This window comes from Rhodanobacter lycopersici (genome assembly GCF_040812335.1).
Taxonomy (GTDB): domain Bacteria; phylum Pseudomonadota; class Gammaproteobacteria; order Xanthomonadales; family Rhodanobacteraceae; genus Rhodanobacter_A; species Rhodanobacter_A lycopersici.
Genome location: NZ_JBFOHK010000004.1, coordinates 410666 through 435071 on the forward strand (window position 1 = coordinate 410666; position 24406 = coordinate 435071).

Consider the following 24406-nt stretch of genomic DNA (forward strand, 5'->3'; position numbering starts at 1 on the left):
AGCGCGTCCTTGCTGCGATCCCTTTGAGGAAACCGCCGTGGATACGCAAACCGCCCTGTTCCAGCAACACCGCCCGCGCCTGTTCGGGCTGGCCTACCGCATGCTCGGCACGCCCGCCGACGCCGAGGACGTGCTGCACGACGCCTGGCTGCGCTGGCATGCACAGGACACCGCCGCACTGGACGACCCGGAAGCCTGGCTGGTTACCGTGACCACGCGCCTGGCGCTGGATCGGCTGCGCCGCGCCAAGACGGAGCGCGCGCACTACCCCGGTCCGTGGCTGCCCGAACCGCTGGTGGATGAGGATGCGCACGCCGGCACCGCCGGGACGCCCGAGGCAGCGCTGGAGCGCGACCAGAGCCTCACCCTCTCCTTCCTCACCCTGCTGGAACGGCTGGGACCGGACGAGCGTGCCGCCTTCCTGCTCAACGAGGTGTTCGACTACAGCCATGCCGAGACGGCGGCCATCCTCGGCATCGCCGAGAACGCCTGCCGCCAGCGCGTGCATCGCGCCAGGGCGCGACTGCGCGAGAACCGCCCGCGCTACAGCGTGGACGCACGCGCGCAGCAGCGCCTGCTGCAGCGTTTCGTGGCGGCCATGGAACAACCCACGCTGGCATCGCTGCAGGCGCTGTTCGCCGAGGACGCCATCCACATCAGCGACGGCGGCGGCGTGGTGGCCGCCACCCTGCACCCGCTGCACGGCGCCGAACGGCTTGCGCGGCTGTACCTGCAGATCGCCTACAACACCCGCCTGCAGCCGCTGCGCTACGACATGCTCATGCTCAACGGGGCACCGGTCCTGCTGGCCTGGTCCGGCAGCATGCTGACCACCGCGATCTGGGTCGAGGGCGACGGCGAGCACATCACCGCCATCCATGCGCTGCGCCACCCGGGCAAGCTGGCACGCCTGGCGGCGACGGTAACGGATCCGCAGGCCGGCACGTCCTTGCACTGAACGGCCCGATCCGGCCGTCACCCCCACTACCCAGCCAAGGAGTTCCCCCATGACCCGCATTTCCATACAACGCCACTACGCCACCATGCAGCCGCTGGTCAAGCTCGGCGAGGAGATCCGCGCACGCGGCCACCTTGATGCGAAGCTGGCCGACCTCGTGCTGATGCGCTGCTCGCAGATCAACGGCTGCGCGTTCTGCCTGGACATGCACAGCAAGGACGCCCGCGCCGCCGGCGAAACCGAGCAGCGCCTGCACCTGCTGCCCGCCTGGCGCGAAACCAAGCTGTACAGCGAAGCCGAACAGGCCGCCCTGGCCTTCGCCGAGGAGCTCACCGAGCTGCCCTCGCACGAGTCGGTGTCCGACGCGCTCTACGAGCGGCTGCGCCAGCATTTCGACGAGGCCGCGGTGATCGACCTGGTCCTGCTGATCGGCCTGATCAATACCTGGAACCGGCTCAACATCGCCGTGCGTACGGAAGGCGGCCACTACAAGCCCGCGTCGCACTGACGCGGCAGGCGCGCCCGCGCAGACTCTCAAGTGCCTGCGCGGATGCGCGCGAACACCCCTCGCGCCTTCGCCTGCACCGCGCCCGGCAAGGATTTCAGCCGCAGCGCCGGTTGCTCGATCAGGTGCCAGGACAGCACCGCCAGCAGCATGGCCAACGGCCAGGCCAGCAGGATGTTGGCCGCCGGCGTCAACCGCGGGGCGAGATGCGCCACCAGCTGCTGCACCGGATAGCCCCACAGGTACAGGCCGTACGAGTAGTCGCCGAAGCGCAGGCAACCCAGCCACGGCGAGGCATACCCGAACGCGAACACGAAGGCGGTGAGCGCCAGCGCGAAGACAAACGGATAGAGCGGCGTCGCGTGCAGCAGCCACGCCAGCGCGGCCAGCACGGCCACGCACCACCAGCCCACCGGGACGCGCTCGCGGTTGACGCAGCAGAACACGCCCAGTGCGAAGCAGCCGGCCAGCCGCAGGAACGAGGCCAGCGGCACCAGCGGCACGTGCGCGGGGGCCAGCAGCCCGCAGACGAACAGGGCCGCCAGCAGCAGGTTGCAGCACCAGCGACGCGACAGGATGCCCAGCACGCCCGCCAGCGCCACCCAGAGATACATGCGCACCTCGGCCGGCAGCGTCCAGATCGAGCCGTTGACGAACGCCAGCTTCGGATTGCCGGTGAACACGCCCGGCAGTTCCCACAACAGCCCCTTGCCGAGCTGGACGTTCTTCGACACGTAGCGCACCACCTCGTGGCTGCCGTAGTAGTCATGCAGCGGCAGGCTGGTGCAGGCGGCGCCCAGCACGAAGGCCGTGCCCAGCAGGCACACGATGTAGGCGGGATAGATGCGCAGCAGCCGCGCCCACAGGAAGTCCGCCAGGTGCCGCCGGCGCAGATAGCTGCCGGCGATCATGAAGCCGCTCACCACGAAGAACACGTCCACCGCCAGGTCGCCGGAGTAGCTGCCCCAGCCCAGCCAGACGAAGACATCCGGCCAGCCCCGGCCACCGGTGATGGCCGGCGCGTGGCCGTAGATCACCAGGCTCGCCGCCAGCAGCCGCAGCAGCAGGAAGTTGTCGCGGCCGCCGGCCAGACCATCGGCCACGGTGGTGATGTGACGCGTCGCCGGGCCGGGCCGGCCACCCCACAGACCCGACAGCCACTCCCTCGCCTTCATGCACTCTCCTGTCGATCGACGCCCGAAGCCGGCGGCGTACCGGCGGGCGAACGCCCATCTTAGAGCCTGCCCATGGCTTCCGGTGGGCACCGGGCAGGTGCGAACCAGCCGGATCGCACCTGCCGGAACCATGCTGCCGTACGGTTCCGCCGCCTCGGACGAGGCCGGAGGCACACCAACGCATGCTGAGCGCCCCTCCCGACGAACGGAGACAGCCGCATGCACGAACGACCCACCCGGCTCTTGCGCCGTATCGCCACCATGGCGTTCACCGCGCTTTCGGTGGCCGTCGCTGCCTACGCCTTCGCCTATCTCTACCGCGACCACCCGCCACACGACTGGTTCGCCGCCCGGTTCGCCATCTCGGGACTGGACGTGCCGGCGCATTTCTTCGGCGCCGGCCTTGTGCTGCTGCTGACCCCGCTGCAGTTGAGCGCGGGCATGCGCCGGCGGGCGCCGCACCTGCACCGACTGGGCGGCTGGCTGTCCGCCGGCGGCATCCTGATCGCCGCGGCCGGGGCCCTGTCGATGGCCCGGCACACGCAGGGCGGCGCGGCCAGCGGCATGGCTCTGGCCACCCTGGCCGTGGTCTGGCTGTTCTGCATGGGCAACGGCATCCGCCATATCGTGAGCGGCGACTTCGCCGGCCACCGCCGCTGGATGTGCCGTACCGCCGCGCTGACTTTCGCCGCGGTGACGCTGCGGCTGATCCTGGCCATCGGCATGGTGTTGCACCTGCCGTTCCTGCCCGTCTACGTCTTCGCGACCTGGTCCTGCTGGCCGATCAACCTGGCCGTATGCGAAGCCTTGCTGCGCCTCCCCGCCGCCCGACCGCACCCATCCGTCGCCACAACGGCGGCGCAACCGTGAAAAGAAGGAAGAACATCATGGCCACACGCGTCCTGAAAATCCTGCTGGGCCTGCTGCTGGCCATCGTGCTCGTCGGCACGGCCTGGCTTTGCACGGCGGGCAAGCCCTTGCTGTTCGTCGCCAGCGGCTCGGTCAGCCAGGGACTGTGCGACGCCGTGTTCGTCAGCCGCGTCGATCCCGGCCGCGTGTTCCGCGAACAGCACGCGCCGCTGATGCGCGGCATCGGCTGGGCGATCCGCTGGCGCGTGGATCGCGCGCACGACGAAGTGCATGCCAGTGTGCTGGGGGGCTTCGGTGCACGTGCCGTGTTCCGCCCGGGACTGGGCTGCCTGCTGATGCACGGCGATGGCCCGGTGCCCGAAGCCGCCGGTTTTGCACCGGCCTTCGTCGCCAGCCCGTTCCCGGACCGTCCGGTCGCATCGGACGATCCCGCCATCCGCCAGGCGCTGGACCGTGCCTTCGCCGAACCCGACCCCGCACACCCGCGCAACACCAAGGCCATCGTGGTGCTGCACGACGGCCGACTGATCGCCGAGCGCTACGCGCCCGGCTACGGGCCGGACACGCCGATCTGGGCACACTCGCTGACCAAGTCGCTGACCAGCGCGCTGATCGGCATCCTGGTACGCGAAGGCAGGCTGCGGCTGGAGCAACCCGCACCGGTCGCCGGATGGCGCTCGCCCGGCAACCCGCATCATGCGATCACCATCGACCAGCTGCTGCGCATGGACAGCGGCCTGCCATTCGACGAGACCGACGACGCACTGAACCCGTTTGCGCGCATGGCCTTCCTGGAACGCGACATGGCCGGTTACGCGGCGCAAATGCCGCCGGCCCACGCGCCCGGCACCGTGTGGGGTTACAGCAACCTGGGCTACGTGCTGCTTGGCCGCATGGTCACCGACGCCACCGGCGGCAACGCCGTGAATGCCGAACGCTTCGCGCGGCGCGAGCTGTTCGCGCCGCTGGGCATGGCGCACACGGTGATGCAAGCCGACGCCGACGGCACCCTGATCGGCTCGAGCGGCAGCTACGGCACGGCGCGCGACTTCGCCCGCTTCGGCCAGCTCTACCTCGACGACGGCATGGTCGACGGCAAACGCATCCTGCCCGAAGGCTGGGTGGCCTACAGCCACTCGCAGACACTGGATACCGGCTACGGCGCAGGCTTCTGGCTGAACGTCAAGAACGACACCAGGGTGCCGGTGTGGGACGCACCCTGGGGCATGCCGCAGCTGCCGAAGGACATGTACTACGCGCGCGGCGCGTTCGGGCAGTACGTGGTGATCGTGCCGTCCGAGCGGCTGGTGGTGGTGCGCATGGGCATCTCGCTCGATTACGGCGACGACACCGGCGACCTGGTGGCAGCGGTCATCGCCGCCCTGCACCACCAGCCGCGGTCGTGAGCAACTGGGCCGCCTTGCGGTAGCCGCTCGGCGTCTCGCCCACCTGCCGCTTGAAGGCAGCGTTGAAAGTGGATTTGGAAGTGAAGCCGCAGGCGTAGGCGATGTCGAGGATGGTGCGCGTGTCGCCGGCATCGGCAAGATGGGCACGGGCCGCCTCCACGCGCAGCCGGTTGATGTAGTCCCAGAACGTGCCGCCGAAGCGGCGATTGATCACCGCCGACACCAGGTACTCGGGATAGCCGCTGCGCTTCGCCACCTGGCCGATGGTCAGCGCCGGCTCCAGGTACAGCGGTGCGGCGCCGTCCATCAGTTGCGTCAGGCGCGACGCGACGTCGTCGTAGCGTGCGTCGTCCGGTCCGGTGGCCGTCATGGGCGCAGTGGCCTCCCCGTCCGCCGGGGCAGTCTCGGGCTCGACCGCCACCGGCGGCTGGCCCAGGCTGAACCAGCCCACCACGCAGATCCATGCCGCGATGGTGCCGAACAGCAGGCCGTAATTGAGGATCGGCAGGTCCACCAGGGCCTGCACGATGGCGATGCACCAGATCACGACCTGGCATGCGGCCATCGTGTCGATCCAGCGCAGCGAAAGGCGGTCGGCGTCGGAACGTCGCTCGCGCAGGCGCCGGCGGTAGCGGTGCACCTGGACCAGCGCCGCCGCCACGTAGGACAGGCTGTAGACGAACAGCACGATGTCGAACCAGTGGCCGATCGAGCGCTCGCCCGCGATCCAGCTCGCCGACATCGCCTGCAACCGTGCCGTACTCGCCAGCAGCACGTGGCCGGTGACGAGCAGCATCGCCGCGAAACCGAGCAGATGCCACAGGTCGCGCCAGCGGAACCCCTGCCGCCGGGTCAGCGCCCGCACGTAGAGGAAGAACAGGCTGCCGTAGAGAAACGGGAACAGCGCCACGAAGCGGTAGACGCGGAACCACTCCGGCGCCAGCGTGTGCCAGTAGCCTGCCTTCACCGCCAGATCGACGCCGGCCAGCGCCACCCACACGGCGAGCAGGCGGTTCGCCTCGCGGTTGGCGGAGCGGCGCCACAACGCCAGCGCCAGCAGCGCCGCCTGCACGGCGGCGGCGATGTAGACGAAAACCCAGAACGAGATGTCCATCGGATGGTTGGCGCGAGGGCTGCCGGCAAGCTCGGAGCACCCATGCTAGCAACCGTTCCGCATGATCCGGAAACGACAAGGCCGCGGACGATGCCGCGGCCTTGCGTGCCGATGGCGCGGATGCTCAGCCCTTGACGCGCTTCGCGATCGCCTCGCCGAAGCTCGCGGTGCTGCCCTTGCCGCCGAGATCCGGCGTCACGCTGTCGCGGTCGTTCGTCATGGTGTCGCGGATCGCGGCGCGCAGCTTGTCGCCCTTGTCCACAATGCCGAGGTGGTCGAGCATGTCGGACGCGGCCAGCAGCAGCGCGCAGGGGTTGGCGATGCCCTTGCCGGCGATGTCGGGGGCCGAGCCGTGCACGGCCTCGAAGATCGCGGCCTCTGTGCCGATGTTGTCGCCCGGCGCCAGGCCCAGGCCGCCGACCAGGCCGGCACAGAGATCCGACAGGATGTCGCCGAACAGGTTGGTGGTGACGATCACGTCGAACTGCTCGGGCTTCATCACCAGCTGCATGCAGGTGTTGTCCACGATCATCTCGTTGAACTCGATCTGCGGGTATTCCCTGGCGATCTCGCGCGCCACGTTGAGAAACAGGCCCGAGGCGGTCTTGATGATGTTCGCCTTGTGCACCGCGGTGACCTTCTTGCGGCCCTTCTTCACCGCTAGCTCGAAGGCATAGCGCACGATGCGGCTGGAACCCTTGCGGGTGTTGCGCACCATCGAGATCGCGGTCTCGCCGTCCTCGGACAGGGTCTGCCCCTCGGACAGGTAGGCACCCTCGGTGTTCTCGCGCACCGTGATGATGTCGATATTGTCGAAGCGCGCCTTGGTACCGGGAAAGCTCACCGCCGGACGCACGTTCGCGTACAGGTCGAAGTGGCGGCGCAGGGTGACGTTGATCGAGGTGAAGCCGCCGCCGATCGGCGTGGTCAGCGGGCCCTTCAGCGCCACCTTGTGCTCGCCGATCCTGTCCAGCGTGGCCTTGGGCAGCAGGTCTCCGTGCTTCTCCAGCGCCACCATGCCGGCGTCGACGAAGTCGTATTTCAGGCCGCAGTCCAGCGCGTCGAGCACGCGCAGCGTGGCGGTCATGATCTCCGGGCCGATGCCGTCGCCCGGGATCACCGCGATGGTCTTGCTCATGGGGGAAACTCCTTGGGGAATGAAACCGTCGATCGGCGCCGGCAGTGCGGCGCACGGGGATCGATAACCCTGCAATTATCGCCGATCCGTACGGCAGCGAACAGTCGCAGGCTGGCGCAAGACGTTGAAAATCCTCGCACGGAGCGTTGCGGGAAATGGCACGGCGCCGTTCTTCCTCTCCCCTCTGGGACGCGGGGAAGGGCCAAGGACGGCCCTGCTTTGAGGAGCGAGGAAGAGGATCGAGGTGAGGGATCAATCTTGCGGTGGCGCCCGATCAAAGCGGGCTTCGCACTGACCCTGTCGCAAGACCTGCCCCTCACCCCAGCCCGTTGCTAGGCTCGTTCCTCGCCAAGCAACCGCCGGCCCTCGCGCCAGCGCTCGGGCGCTCAGCCATGTGCGAGCCAGTGGCTCGCAAGCAACATGGTTTCGCCCCCGGCGGGGAGAGGGAGAAAAGCCGTCAGGCGTGGTCGGCGCAGTTTCCGGTCGAACCGGCGTCACCGGCTTCGAGCTGGTCGAGGAAATCCACCGCGCGGCGCAGGTGCGGGATCACGATGGAACCGCCCACCACCAGGCCCACGCTGAAGGTCTCGAAGAACTCCTCGCGGGTGACGCCGGCTTCCTTGCACTGCGCCACGTGGTAGCTGATGCAGTCGTCGCAGCGCAGCACCATCGAGGCGACCAGGCCCAGCAGCTCCTTGGTCTTCACGTCCAGCGCACCGGGCTTGTAGGTCTGCGTGTCGAGCGCGAAGAAGCGCCGCACCACCTGGTTGTCCTCGGCCAGGATGCGCTCGTTCATACACTGGCGGAACGCGGTGAACTCGGCCAAGCGGTCCTTTTCACCACCCTGCCCGCCGCTCATGCGGCTTCGCCCAGCAGTTCGTCCAGCTTGCCGCTGCGTTCGGCGGCGACCAGATCGTCGTAGCCGCCCACCAACTGGTCGTTGATGAAGATCTGCGGCACGGTACGGCGGCCGCCGCTGCGCGTCAGCATGGCGTCGCGCTGCGCGGGGTCGGTATCCACGCGGATGTCTTCCCAGGTCAGGCCCTTGGCCTTGAGCAGGTTCTTGGCCGCCACGCAGTACGGACATACCGCGGTGGAATAGACTTCGATCTTGGACATCACGAAACTCCGATTGCCTGCGCCGCAAAATGGGGGCAAAAGCCCCCGGAACAAGCCACTGCACGGTGAACCGACACTACCGCACGCGGTCATCCATTGAATAGTGCGGCCACGGATGGCCGCCCGTTTGACCCTCGCGATCAAGGATGATCGCAATGGTCCATGTTAATTGTCCGCCGACACCCTAGCCATGGCACCACGACGCCCCGCCACGCGCCTGCTGACCACCCTGATCCTCGCCGGCCTCGCCTTCGTTGCCGGTGCGCAGGACGACGTGCGCCTGCCCGACCTGGGCAGCTCGGCGAACGCGCTGATCTCGCCGCAGGAGGCGCAGGACTACGGCGCCGCGATGCTGCGCCAGATGCGCGCGCTGGACATGGTGGTGGACGACCCGCTGCTGGACGACTACATCAACGACCTCGGCTTCCGGCTGGTCGCCGCCTGCGCCAAGCCGCGCGACCACTTCGCGTTCTTCATCGTCAAGGACGACGAGATCAACGCCTTCGCCGCGCCGGGCGGCTACATCGCGGTGAATTCGGGACTGATCACGATCACCCGCAACGAGAGCGAGCTGGCCGGGGTGATCGCCCACGAGATCGGCCACATCACCCAGAACCACCTGCAGCGCGCGTTCGAGGCCTCGAAGAAGGACGCGCCGCTGATGGCACTGGTGGTGCTGGGCGCCATCGCCGCCGGCGCGACCGGTGGCCGCAGCGCCGGCGACGCGCCGATAGCGGTGCTCGCCGGCGGCCAGGGCCTGCTCGCGCAGAAGCAGATCAACTTCACCCGCAAGGACGAGATCGAGGCCGACCGCGCCGGTATCCAGACGCTCGCCAACGCCGGCTTCGACCCCAACGCGATGGCCGCGTTCTTCCAGCACATGGAAGACGTGATGAGCGTCGGTGCCGCTGGCGAAGCGCCATCCTTCCTGCAGGACCACCCGGTCACCTCCGACCGCATCGCCGACGCCAAGGCGCGTGCCGGCGCGCTGATCGCCGCGCAGAAGCTGCACCCTTCCGACGACACCCTGCTCAAGGGCCAGTGGGAACAGATCACCACGCCGATGCCGTTCGTGCACGCGCCGATCCGGCTCGGCAGGGGCAGCTCCGACCCGGGCGGCCTGAGCACCTACGCGCTGATGCGCGAACGGGTGCGCGTGCTGTCCGGCAATGCCGTCCGGCTGGCCACCTGGTACAGCAGCAACCTCAAGGAGCACCCGGATTTCGACACGCCGGCCAATCACTACGGCTATGCGCTGGCGCTCACCCGCAGCAGCCGCGGCGAACAGGCGATAGCGCAGTTGCAGCCGCTGCTGAAGGCGCACAAGGACAGCCTGATCCTCAACCTGGCCCTGGCCGACGCCGAACTGCAGGCCGGCCGGCGCGACGCCGCGCTGGCGCTCTACCACTCGCTCAACCAGCAATCGCCGCGCAACAAGGCGGTGGCACTGGCCTACGCCACCGCGCTCACCGACAGTGGCGACAAGACGCAAGCCGCCACCGCGGCGGACCTGCTGCGCCCGCTGCTGGAAAACAGCGACCAGCCCGAGATCTACAGCGCCTATGCCCGCGCCAGCGAGAAGGCTGGTGATAACGAGCGCGCCGGCGAGGCCTTCGCCGACGCCAGCTACTACTCGGGGCGCCCGTTCGACGCCATGGAGCAACTGAAACGCCTGCTCAAGCGCGACGACCTCAACTACTACGCGCGCGCCCGCATCCAGGCGCGCATCGCCGAGCTCACCCCGCTGGTGCTGGAGCTGCGCAAGCGCAAGATCGAGACACCGGACAACCCCGCCACCCGGAACGGCTCCCAGCAGCTGCAGGACGGGCGCTGCGCGGGACGACTGTGCCTCGGCCTGGACAAGGCCTCTTATTGAGAGTGTGGCCAAGGATGGCCGCCTTTGATCTCTGTGCCCATAAACGAACGCACAGACACACACGGCCGCTGCCTGACTTCAGCGTTCATGGACGAACGCACCAATAACTCGGACAGACAATCCATGTCATCGCGGCGTAACATTTCTGCACTGCAATATCACGGTCACAGGCCAACGGACGCCGACGCGTGCACAAACGCATCCTGATCGTCGAAGACGAAACCTCGATCCGCGACATGATCGCATTCGCCCTGCGCAAGGCCGACATGGAGGCGATGCAGGCCGCCGACGCCCGCTCCGCCCAGCTGGCCATTTCCGAACAGGTGCCCGACCTGATCCTGCTGGACTGGATGCTGCCGGGCATGAGCGGGCTGGAACTGGCCCGCCGCCTGCGCAAGGAAGAGCTGAGCCGGGAGATCCCGATCATCATGCTCACCGCGCGCGGCGAGGAAATGGACCGCGTCAACGGCCTCGAGGCCGGCGTGGACGACTACGTGATCAAGCCCTTCTCGACCCGCGAGCTGATCGCGCGGATCAAGGCGGTGCTGCGCCGCAGCCACGGCGACGACGGCTCCGGCGTGGTGGAGCTGGGCCGGCTGCGCATCGACGGCCCCGCGCACCGCGTGTTCGCCGGTGACGACGCGGTGACGATCGGGCCCACCGAATACCGCCTGCTGCACTTCTTCATGACCCATGCCGAACGCGTGTACTCGCGTGCGCAACTGCTCGACCACGTGTGGGGCGGCAGCGTGTACGTGGAGGAGCGCACCGTGGACGTACACATCCGCCGCCTGCGCAAGACGCTGGAACCGTGGCAGTTGCATGACATGGTGCAGACCGTGCGCGGCAGCGGCTACCGCTTCTCGGCCAGCCTCTGACCAGCCGGAAGCCAGCCTCTTGCTCGTCATCCCGGCGCAGGCCGGGATGACGAGCCAGGTGCATCGGCGGGCACGCTTGTAAGCTCTGCATCCAGCCTGCCAACCATCACGCCTTTCGATGTCCATTCTCCACCGCTGGAAACTGCCTGCCATGTGCTTCGCCGGCCTGCTCGCGGGGGCGCTTTTCGGTTGGCTGGCCGGTAACCGCATTGCGACGGGTGTGGCGATCGTCGCCGTGGCGGAAATCGTCTTGCTGCTGACCCGATTCGGTCATGTGACGCCATCCATCATGCCGGCGCCCTCCAGGGTTGCCACGCCACGCCAAGACCGCCTCCTGATGCGTACCCGCCGCCTCGCCACCAACCTGCGCGATCTCCGCCGCACTGCCAGCCAGTTGCCCGACGGCGTGGTCCTGCTCGACCAGGACCAGCACGTGCGCTGGTGCAACCACGCCGCCGAGACCCTGCTCGGCCTGCACCTGCCGCAGGACCGCGGCGTACCACTGCGACAGCGGTTGCAGGCCTCCGAGCTGGCCGGCTGGCTGCAGCAGGGCGGCGAGCGCGAACCGCTGCACGACACCATCGCCCCCGGCAAGCCGGACAGCCAGATCAGCGTGAGCCTGCTGCCGTTCGGACGCCGCCAGCAGGTGCTGCTGGCGCGCGACACCAGCCACGTCACCCGGCTGGAACAGATGCGCCGCGACTTCGTGGCCAACGTCTCGCACGAACTGCGTACGCCGCTCACGGTGATCCACGGCTACCTCGAGCTGATCGACCCGGAGGATGCGCCCGCACTGGCGCCCGTGCTCGGCGAGATGCGCGCGCAATCCAAGCGCATGGGCCAGATCGTGGAAGACCTGCTCACCCTGTCGCGACTGGAAACCCAGCATCGCGTCGATGACGAGCGCGTGCCGATGACGCCATTGCTGGCCACGCTGCGCAAGGAAGCCGAGGCGCTCAGCCAGGGTCGCCACACCGTCACGGTGGAGGCCGATGCCGGGCTCGACCTGCTCGGCTCGCCCAAGGACCTGCACAGCGCGCTCTCCAACCTGGTCAGCAACGCGGTGCGCTACACCCCGGCCGGCGGCAGCATCACGATCCGCTGGCGGCGCAGCGACGACGGCGCGACGTACTCGGTCAGCGACACCGGCTACGGCATCCCCGCCAGCCATCTCGCCCGGCTCACCGAGCGCTTCTACCGTGTCTCCTCCAGCCGCTCGCGCGGCACCGGCGGCACCGGACTGGGCCTGTCCATCGTCAAGCACGTGCTGAACCTGCACCAGGCGCGGCTGAGCATCGAAAGCGAGCCGGGCCGCGGCTCCACCTTCGCCTGCCATTTCGGTCCCGAACGCCTGCTGGCGCCCGGTGGAGCCCCCGACGAAAGCTGAAGCGCCGCGCGCCGCACCGCGCACCGGCCGGCGCGCATGCGCCAGAATGCACGTCATGTCGCGCCCCCATGCCCCCACGTCCGAGCCCGTCGCCTCCGGACCCATCGACCTCGCCGCCCCCGGCCTCTACCTCAGCCGCGAGCTGGCCGCGCTGGAGTTCAACTTCCGCGTGCTGGCGATGGCGCGCGACGCCTCGGTGCCGCTGCTGGAACGGTTGCGCTTCCTCAGCATCGTGGCGAACAACCTCGACGAGTTCTTCGAGGTGCGCGTGGCGATGCTCAAGCACCACCATGCCTACGGGTCCGCCGCGCCGGGGCCGGACGGCCTGTCGCCGCCCGAGCTGCTCGCGCGCATCCGCAGCCGCGTGCTGGAGCTGGTCGCCGAACAATACGTGATCTGGCAGCGGGAACTGCGCCCGCAGCTCGATGCCGAACGCATCCACATCCTCACCCGCAGGCAGTGGAGTCCGCGCCAGCGCCGCTGGCTGCAGGGCTATTTCGAGCACGAGGTGCTGCCGGTGCTGTCTCCGCTGGGGCTGGACCCGGCGCATCCGTTCCCGCGCATCCTCAACAAGACGCTGAACATCGCGGTGGTGCTGAAGGGCCGCGACGCGTTCGGCCACGAAGGCCACATGGCGCTGGTGCGCGCGCCGCGCTCGCTGCCGCGGATCATCCGCGTGCCCGCCGAGGTGTGCGGCGAGGGCGACCATTTCGTGTTCCTCGCCGAGCTGCTGCATGCCTTCGTCGACCTGATGTTCCCCGGCTTCAAGGTGGTCGGTTCCTACCAGTTCCGCGTCACCCGCAACAGCGAGCTGATCGTGGAGGAGGCCGAGGTGGACAACCTCGCCCGCGCGCTCAGCGAGGAGCTGGTGGGGCGCGGCTATGCGCGGCCGGTGCGGCTGGAAATCGCCGACGACTGCCCGCAGGCCATCACCGCGATGCTGACGCAGAACTTCCAGCTGGAGGAAGCCGACGTCTACCGCTGCGACGGCCCGGTCAACATCATCCGCGCAGGGCTGATCTGCGACTGGCTGGACCGCCCGGAACTGAAGTACCCGCGCTTCACTCCGCAGCTGCCGGCCGGGCTGGAGACGAGCCGCGACAAGTTCGAGCAGATCGCCCAGCGCGACGTGCTGCTGCACCACCCCTACCAGAGCTTCGCCGCGGTGGTGGACCTGCTGCGCCAGGCCAGCACCGACCCCAACGTGCTGGCGATCAAGCAGACCCTGTACCGCGCCGGCGAGGACACCCCGCTGGTGGACCTGCTGGTGGAAGCCGCCCGCCACGGCAAGGATGTCACCGTGGTGGTCGAGCTGCGCGCGCGCTTCGACGAGGAGGCCAACATCCGCCTCGCCACCCGCCTGCAGGAGGCCGGCGTGCAGGTGGTGTACGGCGTGGTGGGCTACAAGACCCACGCCAAGATGATGCTGATCGTGCGCCGCGAGGGCGACACGCTGCGCCGCTACGCGCACCTCTCCACCGGCAACTATCACCAGATCAACAGCCGCACCTACACCGACATCGGCCTGATGACCGCCGACCCGGAGATCGGCGAGGACCTGCACAAGGTGTTCCAGCAGCTCTCCGGCCTGGGTCCGCGGATCGCGCTGAAGCGCCTGCTGCACTCGCCGTTCACCCTCTACACCGGCGTGATGGAACGCATCGAGCGCGAAACGGAACTCGCCCGCGCCGGGCGCCCCGCGCGCATCGTCGCCAAGCTCAATGCGCTGAACGAGGCGCACGTGATCGAGGCGCTGTACCGCGCCTCGCAGGCCGGCGTGGAGATCGACCTGATCGTGCGCGGCGCCTGCACCCTGCGCCCGGGCCTGCCCGGCATCTCCGAGCGCATCCGCGTGCGCTCGATCGTCGGCCGCTTTCTCGAGCACAGCCGGGTGTACTGGTTCGGCAACGACGGCGCGCCGGAAATCTACTGCGCCAGCGCCGACTGGATGGAGCGCAACCTGATGCGGCGCATCGAGATCGCCTTTCCCATCCGCGACCCCGAGCTGGCCGCCCGGGTGTACGAGGAAACCCTTGCCAACGGCCTTGCGGACAACACCCAGGCCTGGCGGCTGGACAGCGATGGCCGCTACATCCGTGCCACGCCTGGCAGGCAGGTTCCGTACAGCGCACAACAGGCACTGCTGGACAAACTGTGCCCGTGAGCGGGCCATCCGGCATGCGAAGCATCGCGCACGCCGGGGCTCGCCGGCTGCCATACCCGCGACGCAACCGGATCCGGCAAATCACACCACTGAACAAGGGAGTCGGGCATGTACGGTTGGAACAGAAAGGCGGTGCGCGCTCTCGGGCTTGCCGCATGGCTGACGGGCAGCATCGGCATGCCGACGATGGCCATGGCCGCCAACGACGACGCCGGAGCACCAGCCACCGCCAGTTCGGCGCCCAGCGACGCCGACCTGGCCAACACTTCATGCGCGATCGGTGAGGAGCAGTTCCTGCCGGGCGACTACTACTACTGCCTGGCCACGCAAAGCTACGGCCTGCATCACTACGCGCGGGCGCAGAAGTTCTTCGCCACCGCAGCCAGCTGGGCCAGCAAACCCGCGCAGTACGTGCTCGGCATCATGGCACTCAACGGCGACCATCAGCCGGTGAACCGCCCGCTGGCGCTGGCATGGCTGGCACTCGCAGCGGAACGGCCGCGATCGACCTTCGCCTCCGCATCCGCTTCGCTCGAGGCCGCCCTCACGCCAGTCGAGCGGCAGGCAGCCGACAAGCTGCTGGCCAGCATGCGCCCCACCTACGGCGACGCCACGGCGGCGGTGCGTGCCGAGAAGCGCTACGAGCAAGGCATGGCGCGACTGGCCAGACTGGCCGCTGCCGGCGGCCATTACTGCATGGCGGGGATCACGACACCCGCCGACCCTGGCGTGGCGGGCGATCCGGAACAATGCCCACCGGTCCAGGCGATGACCAGGGCCCTCGACCAGATTGCCGCTAGGGTGTTCGACGGCTGGACCGGCCATGTCACTGTGGGGCCATTGCAACAGGTGGATGCACCCGCCGCGGCACGCCACCCCGGTTGAGCTGCCGCTCGTGCGCACCCGCCGGCGACGCCATGCGAGAGCAGCGGGCGCCACCGGGCGAGCCGCGCCCTCAGCACCTGTTCGCGATCTCCCCGCGGCCCGCGTCGGTAGGAGCGCACCCTGTGCGCGAATGCTTTTCGCCCTGAGCGCAGCGCCAGAGCCATCGCACACAGAGCCTGCCCCGGACTTGATCCGGGGGCGCTCCTACCGCTTGGCATCCGCGGGATCGATGCCCCCACCGAACGGTGTTCACGGCAAGACAACGCAGGCCATGGGGAGATCGTGAACAGGCTCCCGGGAATCCGCCGCCCCTCCCGCACGCGGCGAACGGCCGCGCCCGTCTTCCGCCACGCCATGCCAAGCCGCACACGATTACGGCATGATGCATATCGCTGCGCCCTACGCCGACCAGGAGCCCGCGCTTGAGCCAAGCCGACCAGACCCCGATCCGCGACGGCGAACTGCTCGCCGCGGTGGACATGGGCTCGAACAGTTTCCACCTGATCGTGGCGCGCATGGAGCACGGCGAGCCGCGGGTGATCGACCGTTTGCGCGACAGCGTGCGCATGGCCGCCGGCCTGCGCGGCGACGGTTCGCTGGACGCCGACCGCCGCGCCCGCGCGCTGGACTGCCTGGCGCGCTTCGGCCAGCGCATTGCCGGCCTGCCCTCGCAGCGGGTGCGCGCGGTGGCCACCAACACGGTACGCCGGCTGGCTGCGCCGCAGGCCTTTCTCAGCGCCGCCGAAGCCGCCCTGGGCCATCCGATCGAGGTGGTCTCCGGCCGCGAGGAAGGCCGCCTGATCTTCCTCGGTGCCGCGCACGACCTGCCCGCCTCGCGCGAACCGCGGCTGGTGATGGACGTGGGCGGCGGCAGCACCGAGTTCATCATCGGACGTGGCCTGGCGCCGCTGCACACCGAAAGCGTGCAGGCCGGCTGCATCGCCTCCACCCTGCGCTTCTTCCCGGGCGGCAAGCTCAACCGCAAGCGCTGGCAGCGCGCGCGCGGCGAGATCGGCGTGCTGCTGCAGCAGTTCGCCGAGGACTACCGCGAATCGGGCTGGCAGGAGGCCTACGGCTCCTCCGGCAGCGCCAAGGCGATCGGCGCGGTGGTGCAGGCGATGAAGCTCAGCGACGACGGCATCACGCCCGCGTCATTGAGCGGGCTGCGCGACGCGATCCTGGCGCAGGGCTCGATCGCCACGTTGAAGCTGCCCGGGCTGGTGGAGGAACGCACGCCGGTGATCGCCGGCGCGGTGGTGATCTTCGAGGCCGCGTTCGAGGCGCTGGGCATCGCGCGCATGCGCGTGTGCGAGAGCTCGATGCGCGAAGGCCTCTTGTGGGACCTGCTGGGCCGCGCCGTCGGCAGCGACCCGCGCACCGGCAGCATCGACGCACTGGCCAGCCGCTACGGCGTGGACCGCGCCCAGGCGCGACGCGTGGAGTCCACCGCGCTGGTGCTGTTCGACCAGGTGGCCAGGGCATGGAAGCTGGACGGCGAGGCGCGCGAGTGGCTGTCCTGGGCCGCGCGCGTGCACGAGATCGGCCTCGCCATTGCGCACAGCCAGCACCACCACCACGGCGCCTACATCCTGCGCCACGCCGACCTTGCCGGCTTCTCGCGGCAGGAGCAGCAGCTGCTTGCCGCCGTGGTCGAGCTGCATCGGCGCAAGCCGGACCGGGCGGTGATCGCCGCACTGCCGCAACGCTATCGCCAGCTTGCCCGCTACACCACGGCGCTGCTGCGCCTCGCGGTGCTGTTCCGCCGCGGCCGGCGCGCCGAGTCGCTGCCGCCCATGAAGCTTGTCGCCACCCGCCAGCGGTTGCGTCTCAGCCTGCCGTCCGCCTGGCTGGAACAGCACCCGCTCAGCGAGGCCGACCTGCAACAGGAACAGACGCCGATGACGGAGCTTGGCCTGGAGCTGGAACTGTCCGCGGCTTGATTCTTGCGATCGTCATCATCCCTGATCGCGAAGATCGACTGGGCAGCCATCCATGGCTGCACTCCGGTACTGGTGCGATTCGTCCGGAATCGCCGCCGCATGGCAGGTGACCGCAAGCTTCAAGCTCTCGCCCCGCCCTCGCGCCACCAGCGGCCATCCATGGCCGCACTTCTCAATAAACACGTCTGAACTCCAAAGGCACACGAACCGGCTTGGCCGCGTATCATGCGCGGACAGTCCGGAACGCCCTTTGCCATGCCCAAGCTCAAGCTCGCCCTGCTGCTCCTGTCCACTGCCCTGCTGGCGCCCGCGCTGCGCGCGCAGGATGCCAAGCCGGCAAGCGCCGCGGCCGCCCCCGAAGTGGTGCTGCACACCTCGCTGGGCGACATCACGCTGGAGCTGTATCCGGACAAGGCGCCGAAGAGCGTGGCGAACTTCCTGCAGTACGTGCGCGACGGCTTTTACGCCGGCACGGTATTCCACCGCGCGATCCCCGGTTACCTGGTGCAGGGCGGCCTGTACACGCGCGAGCTGCAGCCCAAGCGCACGCGCCCGGCCATCGCCAGCGAGGCCGACAACGGACTCTCCAACCTGCGCGGCACCGTCGCGGTGGCGCGTGGCGCCGATCCGAACTCCGGCACCTCGCAGTTCTTCTTCAACCTCGTCGACAACCGCCGACTGGACTTCGTGGGCAACCAGAGCGGCCTCACCTGGGGCTATGCGGTGTTCGGCAAGGTGATCAAGGGCATGGACGTGGTGGACAAGATCGCCGCCCTGCCCACCCGCGGCATCGGCCCGTTCGCCGCCGACGTGCCCAACCCGCTGGTGGTGATCGAGAGTGCCCGGGTCGTCGGCGAGACAGCCCCTGTCGCCGCAGCCAGCACCCCGGCCCCGGCCGAACCCGCCGCCGCATCCAGGCCGGCGAAGCGCAGCGCCCGCAAGCCGGCGCTGGGCGGCTGAGGCGCCGATGGGTACGCTGTTCATCGCCGACCTGCATCTGGACGACAGTCGGCCGCAGATCACCAGCCTGTTCGAACGCTACCTCGCCAGCGACGAAGTGCGACGTGCCGACGCGCTGTACATCCTCGGCGATCTGGTCGAAGCCTGGATCGGCGATGACGACGATGCGGAACTGCCGCGGCGCATCGCCGCCGCCACCGTTGCCGTGCGCAAGGCCGGCGTGCCGGTGTATTTCATGGCCGGCAACCGCGACTTCCTGCTCGGCGAGGACTACGCCCGCCGTGCCGGTTTCGAGCTGCTGGAGGACGGCAGCGTGCACAACCTGTACGGCCGCCCCACCCTGCTGATGCACGGCGACGTGTTATGTACCGACGATCTCGCCTACCAGGCGGTGCGCAAGCAGGTGCGCACGCCGCAGTGGAAGGCGCAGATCCTCGCCATGCCGCTGGAAGCGCGCCGCGCTTTCGCCGCGAAATCGCGCGCGGAAAGCCGCGCCCACACCGGCAGCACGATGGAAGCCATCATGGACGTCAATGCCGGCGCGGTGGCGGATGCGATGCGCCTGGCCGGCACGACGCGACTGATTCACGGCCATACCCATCGCCCCGCCATCCACCGCTTCGCACTCGACGGCGCACCCGCCGAGCGCATCGTGCTGGGCGACTGGTACGAGCAGGGCTCGGTGCTGCGCGTGGATGCCGATGGCGTGGAACTGCGCGGCCTGCCGCTGGGCTGAAGAAACACCCGTAGGAGCGGCTTCAGCCGCGACAGGTGGGGCGACGGGGAATCGCGGCTGAAGCCGCTCCTACGCTGCTCCTGGTGGTCGCGCCGCTCAGCGCACGCGCACCTTGCTCTTGGACACGTACCAGGTGCCCAGGATGAAATCCCACAGCGGCGAGGTGACGCCGTAGTTCTTGTCGGGATGATGGTGGTGCACGTGGTGCACTGCTGCCCACTTGCGCGCCAGCGGGTGGTTGAAACGGCGGCGGTGGATGACCAGGTGGCTGAAACCGTACAGCGCGTAACCCAGCGCGATCGCGCCGGAGAGCAGCAGCGCCAGCGCCGTGGGCAGCACCAGCGCCAGCGCCGCTGCAAGCAGCAGCACCACCGCCGGCGGGAAGAAGAACGGCAGCGAATCGTAGCCCAGCGGCTTTTCGTGATGCAGGGTGTGGCCCTGCTCGAACAGCGGCACCGGCCCGTGGAACAGCCAGCGATGGAAGGCGTACTCGATGAAGCTGAAGATGAACAGGCCCAGCAAGACCACCACCGCGGCTTGCAGCGGACGGCTGTGGTCGTACCAGAATGCCGCGCCGAGCAGGGCGAAACTGACCACGAAATCCGCAGCCTGGCCGACCAGGTAATTCGCCCGGGTGGACGACATCCGCGCGATGGCCTGCAGCGCGCCGCGGCCGCCAGCCTGGCTCGATCCTGTCGACGGGCGCATCGTCTCACTCATGGGTAAGCCTCGCGCGAATCCGGTTTGCTTGGCCACGATCCAGCGTCATCCTCCACCCCTTCGACCCAACCCAGGCAGTTCCATGGTTGCCTTCACGACGGCATCACCGCCCTCGCAAGCTTACCGCGCCACGCCCGATGACGGGCATAACGCAGCTTTACCGCCTCACGCGGTATTCAGTCGCGCGCGTGGCGCCGGCACGATTATTCCAGCAGTCGCCCGATCCGTGCATCCTGCCCGCGCCACATAGTGTTGACCCAGGCCTGGAAACGCTGGCGGAACGCCTCGTCGCCCTCGTAATCCCCGCGCAGGCCCGGCTCGATCGGGTGCTGGTGCAGGCTTACCCGCACCTCGCGCACGCGCCCGGCGACCAGGTCGAGCATGCTGCACGGGCCTCCCGGATAGGCGACGGCAACCTCGAGGATCGCCTGCAGGCCATCGCCCATCGCGTCCAGCACGAAGGCCACGCCGCCGGCCCGCGGCCGCAGCAGATGGCGGTATGGCGAACCCTGCGCATCGTGCTTGGCCGGCGTGAAGCGTGTGCCTTCCACGAAATTCATCACCGAAACCGGCAACTGGCGGAACTTCGCGCAGGCACGGCGGGTGGCCACCCGGTCCTTGCCCTGCAGTTCGGGATGCTTCGCCAGGGTTTCCCGCGAGTAGCGCTTCATGAAGGGGAAATCCAGCGCCCACCATGCCGGCCCAAGCAGCGGCACCCAGATCAGCTGGCTCTTCAGGAAGAAGCGCAGGAACGGGATGCGCCGGTTCAGGACCTTCTGCAGCACCGGGATGTCCACCCAGCTCTGGTGGTTGGCCAGCACCAGGTAGTTGGCGTCGCGACACAGGCCATCCAGTCCGTCCACCTGCCAGCGGATACGCGTGAACAGGTCGAACAACACGTTGTTGACGCCGATCCAGCTTTCCGCGATCGCCACCAGGCCACGCGAGCAGGCGCGGCGGAACCCGGCCAGCGGCAGCAGCAGTTTGGCCAGGGTCAGCGCGAACAGCGGCAGCACGTGCAGCAGCACGTTGGACACGAGCAGCAGCACGACCAGCGGCACGCGGATCAGGCCGGGCAGAGTAGCGAACATCGGGAACCCTGTAGCGGATGTGGGCCCTAGCATAAGGGCCAGCGGCGACACCCTGGGATCGTCGGGGCATGGTTGCGGCAACTCAACGCAGCAACTGGCGCACCTTGAGCAGGGCCGCCACGAAGGCGTCGACTTCCTCGTGCGTGTTGTAGAACGCCAGCGAGGCACGCAGCGTGGCCGGCACGCCGTAGAACTGCATCAGCGGGTGCGCGCAGTGGTGGCCGGAACGCACCGCCACGCCTTCCAGGTCGAGCAGGGTGGCGAGGTCGGTGGCCTGCGCGCCCTCGACCAGGAACGAGATCACCGGCTCCTTCTCCGCCGCCTCGCCGAAGATGCGCAGACCGGGGATCTCGCGCAGGCGCGCGGTGGCATGGTCGAGCAAGGCGCGCTCGTGGGCGCGGATCGCCTCGAAACCCAGCGACTCGACATAGCCGATCGCGGCGGCCACGCCGGCGAAGCCGGCGATGTTCGGCGTCCCGGCCTCGAAGCGGTGCGGCGGCTCGGCGAAGGTGGTGCCGGAGAACTTCACTTCGCGGATCATTTCGCCGCCGCCGAAGAACGGCGGCATCGCGTCGAGGTGTTCCTTTCGCGCCCACAGCGCGCCGGTGCCGGTGGGCGCCAGCATCTTGTGGCCCGTGAGCGCGTAGAAATCGCAGCCCAGCGCCTGCACGTCCACCGGGCGGTGCGGCATCGCCTGCGAACCGTCCACGAACAGCGGGATGCCGCGCCTGCGGCATTCCTTCGCCAGCTCGCGCACCGGATTCACCGTGCCAAGCACGTTGGAGACATGGCCCACGCAGGCCAGCTTCACCTCGGGCGTGAGCAGCTCGACGAACTTCTCCACGATCAGCTCGCCGCGTTCGTCGATCGGCGCCGCCTTCACCGTGGCGCCCGCGCGCGCGGCCACGATCTGCCACGGCACGATGTTGGCGTGGTGCTCCATCGTGGTGCTGAGGATGGCGTCGCCGGCCTTGAGCCGCGGCAGCACGAAGCTGTAGGCCACCAGGTTGGCCGACTGCGTGGTGCCCGAGGTGAGCACCAGCTCGTTGCGCGACGGCGCGTGGATGAAGCGCGCCAGCGCGTCGCGGGCGCCCTCGTAGGCCGCGGTGGCCTCCTCGCCGAGCAGATGCACGGCGCGCGACACGTTGGCGTTGTGCTCGCGGTAATGGCGGTCCACCGCCTCGATCACCTGGCGCGGCTTCTGGCTGGTGTTCGCGTTGTCGAAGTACACCAGCGGCTTGCCGTGCACCGTGCGTGCGAGCAGTGGAAAGTCCGCGCGGACGCGCTGGACGTCGAGGGCTGGCGTGCTGGCTTGTGCGTTCATCGTCATAGGTTCCGTGTCTCAAGCATCACCGTAGGAGCGGCTTCAGCCGCGACTGGCTGCAAGGGGGGAGGAATCGCGGCTGAAGCCGCTCCTACGCCGCTCCTACGCCCTCAGCAGGCCTGCCAGGTGCTCGCGCAGCGCCGCGTTTGGCAGGTCGTCCAGCACCATGCGGCAGAACGCGGCGGTAAGCAGCACGCGCGCCTCGTCCTGCGGGATGCCGCGCGAGCGCAGGTAGAACAGCGAACGCTCGTCGAGCTGGCCCACGGTGGCGCCGTGCGCGGCCTTCACCTCGTCGGCGTAGATCTCCAGTTCCGGCTTGGTGTCGATCTCCGCCTGGCCGGACAGCAGCAGGTTCTTGTTGCTGAGGCCGGCATCGCTGCCATCGGCGCCCGGCGCCACCAGGATCGCGCCGCGGAACACGCCGCGCCCGCGCTGGTCGGCCACGCCGCGCCAGACGGACTCCGAAGCCGTGCCCAGCGCCTGGTGGCGGATCGCCAGCTGGGTATCGATGTGCTGGCGCCCGTGCGGCATGAACACGCCGCGCGTGTCCAGCCGCGCGCCGTCGCCCACCAGTTCGGCGCGCAACTCGTGGCGTACCAGCGCGCCGCCCAGTTCCAGTACGTGCAGCGTGGCTTGCGCCCGCGCGCCCAGCTGCAACCGGCCGCGTCGGACCAGGCTGCTGCCCGTGGCCGCCTGCTGGAACAGCACGTGTCGCAGCACCGCGCTGTCGCGCAGTGTGATGTCGCCCACCGCGGTGCCCAGGTGCTGCTGCTCGCCACCGGCGGCATGGTGTTCCACCAGCATCAGTTCGGCGCCTTCGCCCAGCTCGATCACGTGGCGCAGGTGCCAGGCCAGCTCGACTTCGGCAGGCGCGCCGAGGAACACGAGATGCACCGGCGCGGCGATCTTCGCGCCGGCCGCCACCCTCAGCACCACGCCGTCGCCGGCCAGCGCGGCGTTGAGCCGCACGAAGGCGTCGCCCTGCTCCGGTTCGTGGCGCGACAGCACGAAGCGCAACGGTTCGGCGTCCTGCCGCAGCGCCTGCGACAGCGGCTGCAGCGTGAGCCCCGCCGGCAGATCGTCCAGCGCGGAAAGATCGGCGCGGAATACGCCGTTGACGAAGACCAGCCGCGCTCCGTCGACGCCAGGCAAGGCGTACGCGGCGGGATCGATCGCACGCGTCGCCGCCTGCGCATCGCCGTTGGCATATCGGCGCTGGCCCAGCGCGCGCAACGCGGTGTACTTCCACGCCTCCATGCGCGTGTCGGGCAGGCCGGCGGCGGCAAAGGCATCGAGCTGCCCGCGACGCAGCGCATCCAGCCAGGCGATGCCGCTGGCCGGCAGCGCCGCATCGCCCAGCGACGCGACGAAGGGCACGGAGGCCGGCTGGCTCATGCCGCCGTCCCGGTGGGCTCGCCGTGTTCGCGCACCCAGGCGTAGCCGTGTTCTTCCAGCTTCAGCGCCAGCGTCTTGTCGCCGCTCTCCACGATGCGGCCGCCGGCCAGCACGTGCACGAAGTCGGGCTCGATGTAGTCGAGCAGGCGCTGGTAATGGGTGATCACCAGGAACGAGCGCCCGGGCGAACGCAGCGCGTTGACGCCCTGCGCCACCTGCTTCAGCGCGTCGATGTCCAGGCCCGAATCGGTCTCGTCGAGGATCGCCAGCTTCGGCTCCAGCACCGCCATCTGGAAGATCTCGTTGCGCTTCTTCTCGCCGCCCGAGAAGCCTTCGTTGACCGCGCGATGCAGCAGTTCGTCGGAGATCTGCATCACCTTGAGCTTCTCGCGCACCAGCTTGAGGAACTGCATGGAATCCAGTTCCTTCTCGCCGCGCGCCTTGCGCTGGGCGTTCAACGCGGCACGCAGGAAGTAGGTGTTGTTGACGCCGGGGATTTCCACCGGGTACTGGAACGCGAGGAACACGCCGGCGGCGGCACGCGCCTCCGGCTCCAGCGCCAGCAGGTCGATGCCGTCGAACGTGACGCTGCCGGCGGTGACCTCGTAGCCGTCGCGGCCGGAGAGCACGTTGCCCAGCGTGGACTTGCCCGCGCCGTTCGGCCCCATGATGGCGTGCACCTCGCCCGGGTTGACCGTCAGCGAGAGGCCCTTGAGGATTTCCTTGCCCTCGACGCGGGCGTGCAGGTTGTCGATCTGGAGCATG

23 protein-coding genes are annotated in these 24406 nt (G+C 69.0%); 12 read left to right on the forward strand and 11 right to left on the reverse strand.

Annotation, left to right across the window (positions count from 1 at the left end):
* The first annotated feature begins 37 nt into the window (after positions 1 to 37).
* Entirely contained in the window at positions 38 to 958 is a 921-nt protein-coding gene (gene sigJ, locus ABQJ54_RS15850; RefSeq protein ID WP_367855280.1) for an RNA polymerase sigma factor SigJ, read from the forward strand.
* Between the two features lie 49 nt (positions 959 to 1007).
* Complete coding sequence (locus tag ABQJ54_RS15855) at positions 1008 to 1466, forward strand: carboxymuconolactone decarboxylase family protein (protein ID WP_367855281.1); 459 nt, start codon at positions 1008 to 1010, stop codon at positions 1464 to 1466.
* Positions 1467 to 1492: 26 nt separating this feature from the next.
* Here the strand turns inward: ABQJ54_RS15855 and ABQJ54_RS15860 are convergent, their stop codons facing one another.
* Entirely contained in the window at positions 1493 to 2638 is a 1146-nt protein-coding gene (locus tag ABQJ54_RS15860) for an acyltransferase family protein (RefSeq protein ID WP_367855282.1), read from the reverse strand.
* 219 nt (positions 2639 to 2857) lie between these two features.
* Here ABQJ54_RS15860 and ABQJ54_RS15865 point away from each other — a divergent pair, with 219 nt between their 5' ends.
* Both ABQJ54_RS15865 and ABQJ54_RS15870 read left to right on the forward strand, forming a co-directional pair.
* Positions 2858 to 3508 carry a DUF2306 domain-containing protein gene (locus ABQJ54_RS15865; RefSeq protein WP_367855283.1) on the forward strand — a complete coding sequence of 217 codons (651 nt, stop codon included), beginning with the start codon at positions 2858 to 2860 and terminating at the stop codon, positions 3506 to 3508.
* A gap of 17 nt (positions 3509 to 3525) precedes the next feature.
* Entirely contained in the window at positions 3526 to 4914 is a 1389-nt protein-coding gene (locus tag ABQJ54_RS15870; protein ID WP_367855284.1) for a serine hydrolase domain-containing protein, read from the forward strand.
* On the opposite strand, the gene ABQJ54_RS15875 is transcribed toward ABQJ54_RS15870, so the two are convergent.
* From ABQJ54_RS15875 to grxC, 4 genes are all read right to left on the reverse strand, one after another.
* On the reverse strand, positions 4880 to 6028 hold the full coding sequence (locus tag ABQJ54_RS15875) for a helix-turn-helix domain-containing protein (RefSeq protein WP_367855285.1): 1149 nt from the start codon (positions 6026 to 6028) through the stop codon (positions 4880 to 4882). The two genes, ABQJ54_RS15870 and ABQJ54_RS15875, sit on opposite strands and share 35 nt — an antisense overlap.
* A gap of 124 nt (positions 6029 to 6152) precedes the next feature.
* Positions 6153 to 7166 (reverse strand): isocitrate dehydrogenase, encoded by a 1014-nt coding sequence (locus tag ABQJ54_RS15880; protein ID WP_367855286.1) that lies wholly within the window; start codon positions 7164 to 7166, stop codon positions 6153 to 6155.
* A 457-nt stretch (positions 7167 to 7623) separates the two neighbouring features.
* A complete protein-coding gene (locus ABQJ54_RS15885) occupies positions 7624 to 8025 on the reverse strand; it encodes a carboxymuconolactone decarboxylase family protein (RefSeq protein WP_367855287.1) in 402 nt (133 codons plus the stop codon).
* Positions 8022 to 8285: a glutaredoxin 3 gene (gene grxC, locus ABQJ54_RS15890; protein ID WP_367855288.1), complete on the reverse strand. Its 264-nt coding sequence runs from the start codon at positions 8283 to 8285 to the stop codon at positions 8022 to 8024. Before grxC ends, ABQJ54_RS15885 begins: the two co-directional genes overlap by 4 nt.
* Before the next feature lie 190 nt (positions 8286 to 8475).
* On the opposite strand from grxC, the gene ABQJ54_RS15895 reads away from it, so the two are divergent.
* Together ABQJ54_RS15895 and phoB are read left to right on the forward strand one after the other, a co-directional pair.
* Complete coding sequence (locus ABQJ54_RS15895) at positions 8476 to 10161, forward strand: M48 family metalloprotease (RefSeq protein ID WP_367855289.1); 1686 nt, start codon at positions 8476 to 8478, stop codon at positions 10159 to 10161.
* 188 nt (positions 10162 to 10349) lie between these two features.
* Positions 10350 to 11039, forward strand: a complete 690-nt coding sequence (gene phoB / locus ABQJ54_RS15900) for a phosphate regulon transcriptional regulator PhoB (RefSeq protein WP_367855290.1) — start codon at positions 10350 to 10352, stop codon at positions 11037 to 11039.
* Between the two features lie 106 nt (positions 11040 to 11145).
* Here the strand turns inward: phoB and ABQJ54_RS15905 are convergent, their stop codons facing one another.
* The gene (locus tag ABQJ54_RS15905; protein WP_367855291.1) at positions 11146 to 11313 is read right to left on the reverse strand and encodes a hypothetical protein; all 168 of its coding nucleotides are present in this window, start codon (positions 11311 to 11313) and stop codon (positions 11146 to 11148) included.
* A gap of 15 nt (positions 11314 to 11328) precedes the next feature.
* Here ABQJ54_RS15905 and phoR point away from each other — a divergent pair, with 15 nt between their 5' ends.
* From phoR to ABQJ54_RS15935, 6 genes are all read left to right on the forward strand, one after another.
* Complete coding sequence (phoR, locus tag ABQJ54_RS15910; RefSeq protein WP_437343367.1) at positions 11329 to 12426, forward strand: phosphate regulon sensor histidine kinase PhoR; 1098 nt, start codon at positions 11329 to 11331, stop codon at positions 12424 to 12426.
* A 55-nt stretch (positions 12427 to 12481) separates the two neighbouring features.
* Entirely contained in the window at positions 12482 to 14590 is a 2109-nt protein-coding gene (gene ppk1 / locus ABQJ54_RS15915) for a polyphosphate kinase 1 (protein ID WP_367855293.1), read from the forward strand.
* 177 nt (positions 14591 to 14767) lie between these two features.
* The gene (locus ABQJ54_RS15920) at positions 14768 to 15475 is read left to right on the forward strand and encodes a hypothetical protein (protein ID WP_367855294.1); all 708 of its coding nucleotides are present in this window, start codon (positions 14768 to 14770) and stop codon (positions 15473 to 15475) included.
* 422 nt (positions 15476 to 15897) lie between these two features.
* Positions 15898 to 17415, forward strand: a complete 1518-nt coding sequence (locus ABQJ54_RS15925; RefSeq protein WP_367855295.1) for a Ppx/GppA phosphatase family protein — start codon at positions 15898 to 15900, stop codon at positions 17413 to 17415.
* A gap of 255 nt (positions 17416 to 17670) precedes the next feature.
* Positions 17671 to 18375 (forward strand): peptidylprolyl isomerase, encoded by a 705-nt coding sequence (locus tag ABQJ54_RS15930; protein WP_367855296.1) that lies wholly within the window; start codon positions 17671 to 17673, stop codon positions 18373 to 18375.
* 7 nt (positions 18376 to 18382) lie between these two features.
* Entirely contained in the window at positions 18383 to 19111 is a 729-nt protein-coding gene (locus ABQJ54_RS15935) for a UDP-2,3-diacylglucosamine diphosphatase (RefSeq protein ID WP_367855297.1), read from the forward strand.
* A 96-nt stretch (positions 19112 to 19207) separates the two neighbouring features.
* Here the strand turns inward: ABQJ54_RS15935 and ABQJ54_RS15940 are convergent, their stop codons facing one another.
* The 5 genes from ABQJ54_RS15940 to sufC all read right to left on the reverse strand — a co-directional run bounded on the left by ABQJ54_RS15940 (position 19208) and on the right by sufC (position 24405).
* The gene (locus ABQJ54_RS15940) at positions 19208 to 19831 is read right to left on the reverse strand and encodes a sterol desaturase family protein (protein WP_367855298.1); all 624 of its coding nucleotides are present in this window, start codon (positions 19829 to 19831) and stop codon (positions 19208 to 19210) included.
* Positions 19832 to 20034: 203 nt separating this feature from the next.
* Positions 20035 to 20922 carry a 1-acylglycerol-3-phosphate O-acyltransferase, YihG family gene (gene yihG / locus ABQJ54_RS15945; RefSeq protein WP_367855299.1) on the reverse strand — a complete coding sequence of 296 codons (888 nt, stop codon included), beginning with the start codon at positions 20920 to 20922 and terminating at the stop codon, positions 20035 to 20037.
* An 82-nt stretch (positions 20923 to 21004) separates the two neighbouring features.
* Positions 21005 to 22246 carry a cysteine desulfurase gene (locus tag ABQJ54_RS15950; RefSeq protein WP_367855300.1) on the reverse strand — a complete coding sequence of 414 codons (1242 nt, stop codon included), beginning with the start codon at positions 22244 to 22246 and terminating at the stop codon, positions 21005 to 21007.
* A gap of 102 nt (positions 22247 to 22348) precedes the next feature.
* Positions 22349 to 23641: a Fe-S cluster assembly protein SufD gene (gene sufD, locus ABQJ54_RS15955; RefSeq protein WP_367855301.1), complete on the reverse strand. Its 1293-nt coding sequence runs from the start codon at positions 23639 to 23641 to the stop codon at positions 22349 to 22351.
* Positions 23638 to 24405 (reverse strand): Fe-S cluster assembly ATPase SufC, encoded by a 768-nt coding sequence (sufC, locus tag ABQJ54_RS15960; RefSeq protein WP_367855364.1) that lies wholly within the window; start codon positions 24403 to 24405, stop codon positions 23638 to 23640. The genes sufD and sufC overlap by 4 nt, the downstream gene beginning before the upstream one ends.
* Between the last annotated feature and the right edge of the window lies 1 nt (position 24406).

Coding starts and splice junctions, on each gene's coding strand:
- ABQJ54_RS15885 (WP_367855287.1), bottom strand. CDS start 8,025: ATGAGCGGCGGGCAGGGTGGTGAAAAGGACCGCTTGGCCGAGTTCACC.
- ABQJ54_RS15940 (WP_367855298.1), bottom strand. CDS start 19,831: ATGAGTGAGACGATGCGCCCGTCGACAGGATCGAGCCAGGCTGGCGGC.
- ABQJ54_RS15880 (WP_367855286.1), bottom strand. CDS start 7,166: ATGAGCAAGACCATCGCGGTGATCCCGGGCGACGGCATCGGCCCGGAG.
- sufD (WP_367855301.1), bottom strand. CDS start 23,641: ATGAGCCAGCCGGCCTCCGTGCCCTTCGTCGCGTCGCTGGGCGATGCG.
- ABQJ54_RS15870 (WP_367855284.1), top strand. CDS start 3,526: ATGGCCACACGCGTCCTGAAAATCCTGCTGGGCCTGCTGCTGGCCATC.
- ABQJ54_RS15905 (WP_367855291.1), bottom strand. CDS start 11,313: ATGACCGAATCGGGTCAGCAGCAAGACGATTTCCGCCACGGCGACGAT.
- phoR (WP_437343367.1), top strand. CDS start 11,329: ATGCCGGCGCCCTCCAGGGTTGCCACGCCACGCCAAGACCGCCTCCTG.
- yihG (WP_367855299.1), bottom strand. CDS start 20,922: ATGTTCGCTACTCTGCCCGGCCTGATCCGCGTGCCGCTGGTCGTGCTG.
- sufC (WP_367855364.1), bottom strand. CDS start 24,405: ATGCTCCAGATCGACAACCTGCACGCCCGCGTCGAGGGCAAGGAAATC.
- ppk1 (WP_367855293.1), top strand. CDS start 12,482: ATGTCGCGCCCCCATGCCCCCACGTCCGAGCCCGTCGCCTCCGGACCC.
- ABQJ54_RS15855 (WP_367855281.1), top strand. CDS start 1,008: ATGACCCGCATTTCCATACAACGCCACTACGCCACCATGCAGCCGCTG.
- grxC (WP_367855288.1), bottom strand. CDS start 8,285: ATGTCCAAGATCGAAGTCTATTCCACCGCGGTATGTCCGTACTGCGTG.
- ABQJ54_RS15860 (WP_367855282.1), bottom strand. CDS start 2,638: ATGAAGGCGAGGGAGTGGCTGTCGGGTCTGTGGGGTGGCCGGCCCGGC.
- ABQJ54_RS15865 (WP_367855283.1), top strand. CDS start 2,858: ATGCACGAACGACCCACCCGGCTCTTGCGCCGTATCGCCACCATGGCG.
- ABQJ54_RS15920 (WP_367855294.1), top strand. CDS start 14,768: ATGCCGACGATGGCCATGGCCGCCAACGACGACGCCGGAGCACCAGCC.
- ABQJ54_RS15930 (WP_367855296.1), top strand. CDS start 17,671: ATGCCCAAGCTCAAGCTCGCCCTGCTGCTCCTGTCCACTGCCCTGCTG.
- ABQJ54_RS15895 (WP_367855289.1), top strand. CDS start 8,476: ATGGCACCACGACGCCCCGCCACGCGCCTGCTGACCACCCTGATCCTC.
- ABQJ54_RS15950 (WP_367855300.1), bottom strand. CDS start 22,246: ATGAACGCACAAGCCAGCACGCCAGCCCTCGACGTCCAGCGCGTCCGC.
- ABQJ54_RS15875 (WP_367855285.1), bottom strand. CDS start 6,028: ATGGACATCTCGTTCTGGGTTTTCGTCTACATCGCCGCCGCCGTGCAG.
- ABQJ54_RS15935 (WP_367855297.1), top strand. CDS start 18,383: ATGGGTACGCTGTTCATCGCCGACCTGCATCTGGACGACAGTCGGCCG.